At 68.2% G+C, this 6,053-nt stretch carries 2 protein-coding genes and 2 pseudogenes; 3 read left to right on the top strand and 1 reads right to left on the bottom strand.

Features of this window, described 5'->3' with window-relative positions:
- Positions 1-4,026: DUF6531 domain-containing protein (locus ABZ079_RS36620; protein ID WP_356943764.1), on the top strand; the 4,026-nt coding region annotated here is incomplete at its 5' end.
- Between the two features lie 381 nt (positions 4,027-4,407).
- On the opposite strand, the pseudogene ABZ079_RS36625 reads toward ABZ079_RS36620, so the two are convergent.
- A pseudogene (locus ABZ079_RS36625) lies at positions 4,408-5,034 on the bottom strand (hypothetical protein); the annotation flags it as partial.
- Positions 5,035-5,287: 253 nt separating this feature from the next.
- Here ABZ079_RS36625 and ABZ079_RS36630 point away from each other — a divergent pair.
- Complete coding sequence (locus ABZ079_RS36630) at positions 5,288-5,704, top strand: hypothetical protein (RefSeq protein WP_356943765.1); 417 nt, start codon at positions 5,288-5,290, stop codon at positions 5,702-5,704.
- Positions 5,701-6,053: pseudogene (locus tag ABZ079_RS36635) on the top strand (hypothetical protein); the annotation flags it as partial. The gene ABZ079_RS36630 and the pseudogene ABZ079_RS36635, both read left to right, overlap by 4 nt.

Here is a 6,053-nt window from a genome sequence, read left to right on the forward strand (position 1 = left end):
GCCCACGCGCCCGCCGAACCGCCGCCGCTGGAGCGCCTGGGCAACAACCTCAGCGACGGCCTGCAGGCCACAGGCACCGAACTCACCCACTTCGCCGGGGGCGTCCTCAAGGGCACGGCCGGCCTGGCCAACTTCGTCCGCGGCCTGAACCCCATGGACCCCTACAACCTCACCCACCCGGCCGCCTACCTCCAGAACGTCAGCATGACGCTCTCCGGCCTGGCCTCCACCACCGCCCACCCCGAACGGACCGCGAAGACCATGTGGGACGAGTTCCGCAAGGACCCGTCCGAGTTCGGCGGCCGCCTCCTGCCCCAGTTGGTCGGCACGGACGGAATCGGCATGGAGGCCGGCCTGGCGAAGGACGCGGCGGAAGCGGGCCTCACCCGCCAGGCGGCGGAGGCGGCGGCGACTCGGGAGGCGCGGGCGGGGGCGGAGGACGCCGCAGGAACCACGGGGCGTGGCCGGGTGAACGAGGACCCGCACCAGCCCTCCCGCGAGAGCGACTCGGTGGTGAGCAAGGGCACCGACCCCGTCGACCTCGCCACCGGCAGGATGTACCTGCCGCAGACGGACGCCACGCTCCCCGGCACGCTGCCCCTCCTCCTGACCCGGCGGGTGGAGTCCGGTTACCACCTCGGCCGCTGGTTCGGCCCGTCCTGGTCCTCCACCCTGGACCAGCGCCTGGAGATCGACGCGGAAGGAGTCGTCTTCGTCACGGAGGACGGCCTGCTCCTGTCGTACCCCCACCCGGCACCCGGCGTACCGACTCTCCCCAGCCACGGCCCCCGCCTCCCCCTGGACCGGGTGAACGGCGGCTACACCATCACCGACCCTCGCTCCGGCCGGGTGCGGCACTTCGCCGACCGAGGCGCCGACCTGGCAGTCCTCGAACAGGTAGACGACCGCAACGGCAACTGGATCACCTTCGAGTACGACGCGGAGGGCACCCCGCTCGGCGTCTTCACGAGCAGCGGCCAGGGCATCCGCATCAGGACGGACTCCGGCCGCGTCACGGCGTACCACCTGGCCGCCACGGGCGAAGAGCTGAAACGCTTCGCCTACACGGACGGCAACCTCACGGAGGTCGTCAACTCCTCCGGCCTGCCGCTCCGCTTCACTTACGACGAGGCAGGCAGGGTCACGTCCTGGACGGACACGAACGACCGCAGCTACACCTACGAGTACGACGACCGTGACCGCTGCATCGCGGAGGGCGGTGCGGCGGGCCACATGGCGTTGCGCCTGTCATACGGGGACCCGGACCCGACGACGGGCCTGCGAACCACCACGGCGACGACGGGCGAGGGCCACACCCGCCGCTATCTGGTCAACGACAGATGGCAGGTGGTCGCGGAGACCGACGCCCTGGGCGCGACCACCCGCTACCACCGCGACCGCTACAACCGCCTTCTCTCCACGACGGACCCGCTGGGCCACACGACGACGTTCGACTACGACGACGCGGGCAACCTCAGGCGGGTGGTCCGCCCGGACGGCCGCGAGGCGAGGGCGGAGTACAACGCCCTGGGCCTGCCGGTGAAGATGGTCAACCCGGATGGCACGGTGATCCGCCAGACGTACGACGAGCGGGGCAACCGCACGTCGGTGACGGACCAGGCGGGGCGGACGACCCGCTTCACGTACACGGAGGCCGGCCACCTGACCTCGGTGACCGACCCACTCGGTAATACGACGCGGGTGATCTGCGACCGCGCCGGACTCGCGATGGAGATAACGGACCCACTCGGCGCGACCACGCGCTACGAACGCAACGCCCTCGGCCGCCCGACCGCGATCACGGATCCGACCGGCGCGACGACACGACTGGAGTGGTCGGTCGAGGGCCACTTGACCCGCCGTACGGCCCCCGACGGCACGACGGAGACGTGGACGTACGACGGCGAGGGCAACTGCACCAGCCACACCGACCCGCTGGGCGGCGTCTCCCACTACGAGTACACCCACTTCGACCTGCTGACGGCCCGGACGGGCCCGGACGGCGTCCGCTACGAGTTCACCCACGACACGGAGCTACGCCTGACGCAGGTCACGAACCCACAGGGCCTGGCGTGGACGTACGAGTACGACGCGGCCGGCCGCCTGCTGTCGGAGACGGACTTCGACGACCGCATGCTGACGTACGAGTACGACGCGGCGAGCCGCCTCATCGGACGGCGGAACGCACTCGGCGAGGTGACGTCCTTCGAACGCAACGAACTCGGCCAGGTGCTCCGCAAGAACGCGTCAGGTCAGGTCACGACGTACGCCTACGACCTGACCGACCAACTCGCCCAGGCCACAGGCGCGGACGGCACGACCCTGACCCTGCTGCGCGACCGCCACGGCCGCCTGCACTCGGAGACGGTCGACGGCCGCACGGTGACGTACACGTACGACACCCTGGGCCGCCGCACGTCCCGCACGACGCCCACGGGGGCCAGGACGACGTGGTCGTACGACGCTTGCGGGCGCCGCACGGGCATGGTCGCGTCGGGCCGTGCGATCGACTTCACGTACGACGATGCGGGCCGTGAACTGTCCCGCCGCATCGGCGAAGCCATCGCCTTGGAGCACACCTTCGACGCACTGGGCCGCCTGACCACCCAGTCGGTGACCGGCGCCGAGGGCCGCACGGTCCAGCACCGGACGTACACCTACCGAGCCGACGGCAACTTGATCGGCATCGACGACCTACTCACCGGCTCCCGGCGCTTCGACCTGGACACGACGGGGCGGGTGACAGCCGTCCATGCGGCGAACTGGACGGAGCGATACGCCTACGACGAGGCAGGCAACCAGACCCAGGCGTCCTGGCCGTCGGACCACCCGGGCGGCGAGGCAACGGGTGCGCGCTCCTACGTGGGCACCCGCATCACCCGAGCCGGCAACGTCCGCTACGAACACGACGCCCTGGGCCGCATCACCCTCCGCCAGAAAACCCGGCTGTCCCGCAAACCGGACACCTGGCGCTACGAATGGGACGCCGAGGACCGCCTGACCTCGGTGGTGACCCCCGACGGCACCCGCTGGCGCTACACGTACGACCCCCTGGGCCGGCGCACGGCGAAACTCCGCCTGGCGGACGACGGCGAAACGGTGCTGGAGAGGGTGGACTTCACCTGGGACGGCACCACCCTCTGCGAACAAACGACCACGTCCCCCGACCTCCCCAACCCGGTCACCCTCACCTGGGACCACCAAGGCCTGCGCCCGTTGTCCCAAACGGAACGCATCACGGCAGCCGACGCCCCACAGGAGGAAATCGACTCCCGATTCTTCGCCATAGTCACCGACCTGGTCGGCACACCGAGCGAACTCGTCGACGAACAAGGCGACATCGCCTGGCGCACCCGCAGCACCCTGTGGGGAACAACGGCATGGGCGACGGACAGCACGACGTACACGCCCCTACGCTTCCCGGGCCAGTACCACGACCCCGAAACGGGACTCCACTACAACTACTTCCGCCACTACGACCCGGAAACGGCCCGGTACCTCACCCCTGATCCACTCGGCCTCACCCCCGCACCCAACCCAGCCACTTACGTTAACAACCCACATATGTGGACTGACGCTCTGGGATTGGCACCGGAATGCACTCCCGAAACAGGCAGTAACCGAGGACAAGCGGGTGAACCCGCATCCGGCCTTGAGCGTCGGGGTGCGAACACAGGCCCCTTTTCTGAGTTGCAGGTCGCCATGCAGAAGCGCGTCGTCCACCAAGTGGCCGAACAGGCTGGAGTCGGACTTGAAGGGGTGAAGGTAAAGATCAATCGAGACACGGACCTTATCGGACGTGGGCTATATGGACACACATCACCCGACGGAACGATCACACTCTATCCAGACGCTTTCACCTCTAAGGAAGATCTGGTCCGTACAATCGGGCACGAGCGAATGCATGTGATGCAGGTCGGAGTGTACGGTCGCGCCTCCTCTCTAGAGCAGGAGGCCGCATGGGAGCGAGCAGCCTATGGCTCAGAAGACCAGTTCTGGAACTTCTACAACGGAAGATTGGGCTGATGACTAACCGCACCGCCTGGCTAAAGGCGCTTTCACAAGTCGACGCCTACCCCGAGGGGACGGCCGCCGTCGCCTGCCCGAACTGCGGGCTGAATCAACTCAAAACTCGCTACGTCGCGGACTCAGAAACACGCGTGGGCTATGCCCTCATATGGTGCGACGCATGCCTTCATGGCATTTCCGTCTCCCGCGTCAGAGCCCCGGACGGAGTACCGATTTGGCCAATCGAAGACCCAGCTTCGGTAGCCGGCATCCCAGACTTCGAGCGGGACGAGTAAGCGATGGCAAGGAAACTGCCACCAGGGAAGTCAATGACAGACCAAGCCTGACGTCATCCCAGGCGGAGCGGGCGGGGCAGCCCTCTACCCACTCCGCGATCTCTCACGCCGCAGCGAACAGCTGCGTCGCGCCCGTGGCGTGCACGGCTCGCTGGGCCCAGACTTCCAGTTGGTTCAGGTCCGTGCAGGCCTCGACCCGCTCGCGGACGTCCTCAGGCACCGGAATGCCTCGCCATTCCAGGACGCGGAGGACCATCTCGGCTTTCGCCTCGGCCCGGCCTTGCTCCCGGCCTTCCTCGCGCACCTGCTCGGCCAGCGGGTGTCGCCAGAAGTACTGGATCGCCGTCATCAGGTCCCTCCACATCTGCTTCGCCTGGGGGTCTGTCAGGCATGAGTCGACGAACTGCACGAAGACTGCGGCACTGTCGGCATCGATGGTCCGCAGAGCCGTGGCCAGGGATTCCAGTATGGCCGGAGCCTGCGGGCCACGCCCGTGCGTCATCGCCGAGAGCACCGCAAGGGGTACGTTCCGTTCGGCCTGCCGCTCGTCCGCGATCACCGGCACGTTGTCCGGACCCAGCACGAGCGGCCGTGCCACCAGGGAGTCCCAGCCGGGGAAGCCGAACCGGATCGGACGCGACGCCCACTTCGCCGTCGAGCTGCTCTGGGTGATGACGATGAGCACAGGCTCACAGCGGTACTTCTCGTACAGGTGGGAAAGGTAGTACGGACAGCTGTCTGCGCCACTCCGCTCGTCGGCGCTCGCCGCTCAAGAACGACTCCGCCGGGCCCGGAGTCAACGGGATCCAGGACCCACGTTGCGATCCGGAACACGCCGATGTGATGATCCGTTCGTGGATGTGCATGGGGGAAACGCCGGACCGAGGGCACAAACGCCAAGGTCGCGGCTGTACGACTACATGAACCTGGCCCGTACCGACCAGTGGGACACAACCGCGCCGAAAGCGGCCGAGGACACCGGTTTGCCTGAGCGTGCAGCAACTTTCCCCGATGCCTCGGACGCGGCCGAGCGCAGGCGGCGTGAGTTCGCCGCCCTGCTGGGCGAGTTCCGCCGTACGCCGGTGCTCGTGCCGGTGGACGATGACGACACCCTTCTGACGGCTGATCTCGGTGGCGTTCGCTGGATCTACGCCTTCTCGGACGAGTCGGCCCTGGCCCGTTTCGCGCTCGCGCGGGGTGAGGGCCACCGGGAGTGGGCGTACCAGCGGTGGCTCGGTGCGCGTCTGTTGGACGTGACGGTGCCGGCGGTGGGGGTGCCGTGCGGGGTGGCGCTGGACTGTGCGGACGGGGAGGACGGGATGGTCTTTCCGCCGGTGCGCGGGGTCGTGCCGGACGAGGTGGCGGTCGACGTCGAGGCGGGGACGGGGGACGAGAAATGACTGGCGGCGGCAAGGATCTGGCGACGGAGGGGCTCGGTCTGATCGCCAAGGGCCTGACGGACGCGCTGGGCGAGCTGAAGGAACTGGGCATGGTCGGCGAGGCCGGTGCCGGACGCGGCTTCTCCGACATCGCGCTGTCCGGGCTGGAGCTCGGGCACGAGGGGCTGACGGACGAGTTCACGTCGTTCTGCGAGCGCTGGGAGTGGGGGGTGCGGTCGCTGATCAACGAGGGCAACGGGTTCGCCCTGAAGACGGGCCTGGCGGCGGGCACGTACTACGAGACCGACCAGTACGTCGAGGGCACCTTCAAGGTCGTCGAGAACGCGGCCATCGGCAATCCGTACGCCTC

Source organism: Streptomyces sp. NPDC006314 (assembly GCF_040613075.1).
Lineage (GTDB): Bacteria > Actinomycetota > Actinomycetes > Streptomycetales > Streptomycetaceae > Streptomyces.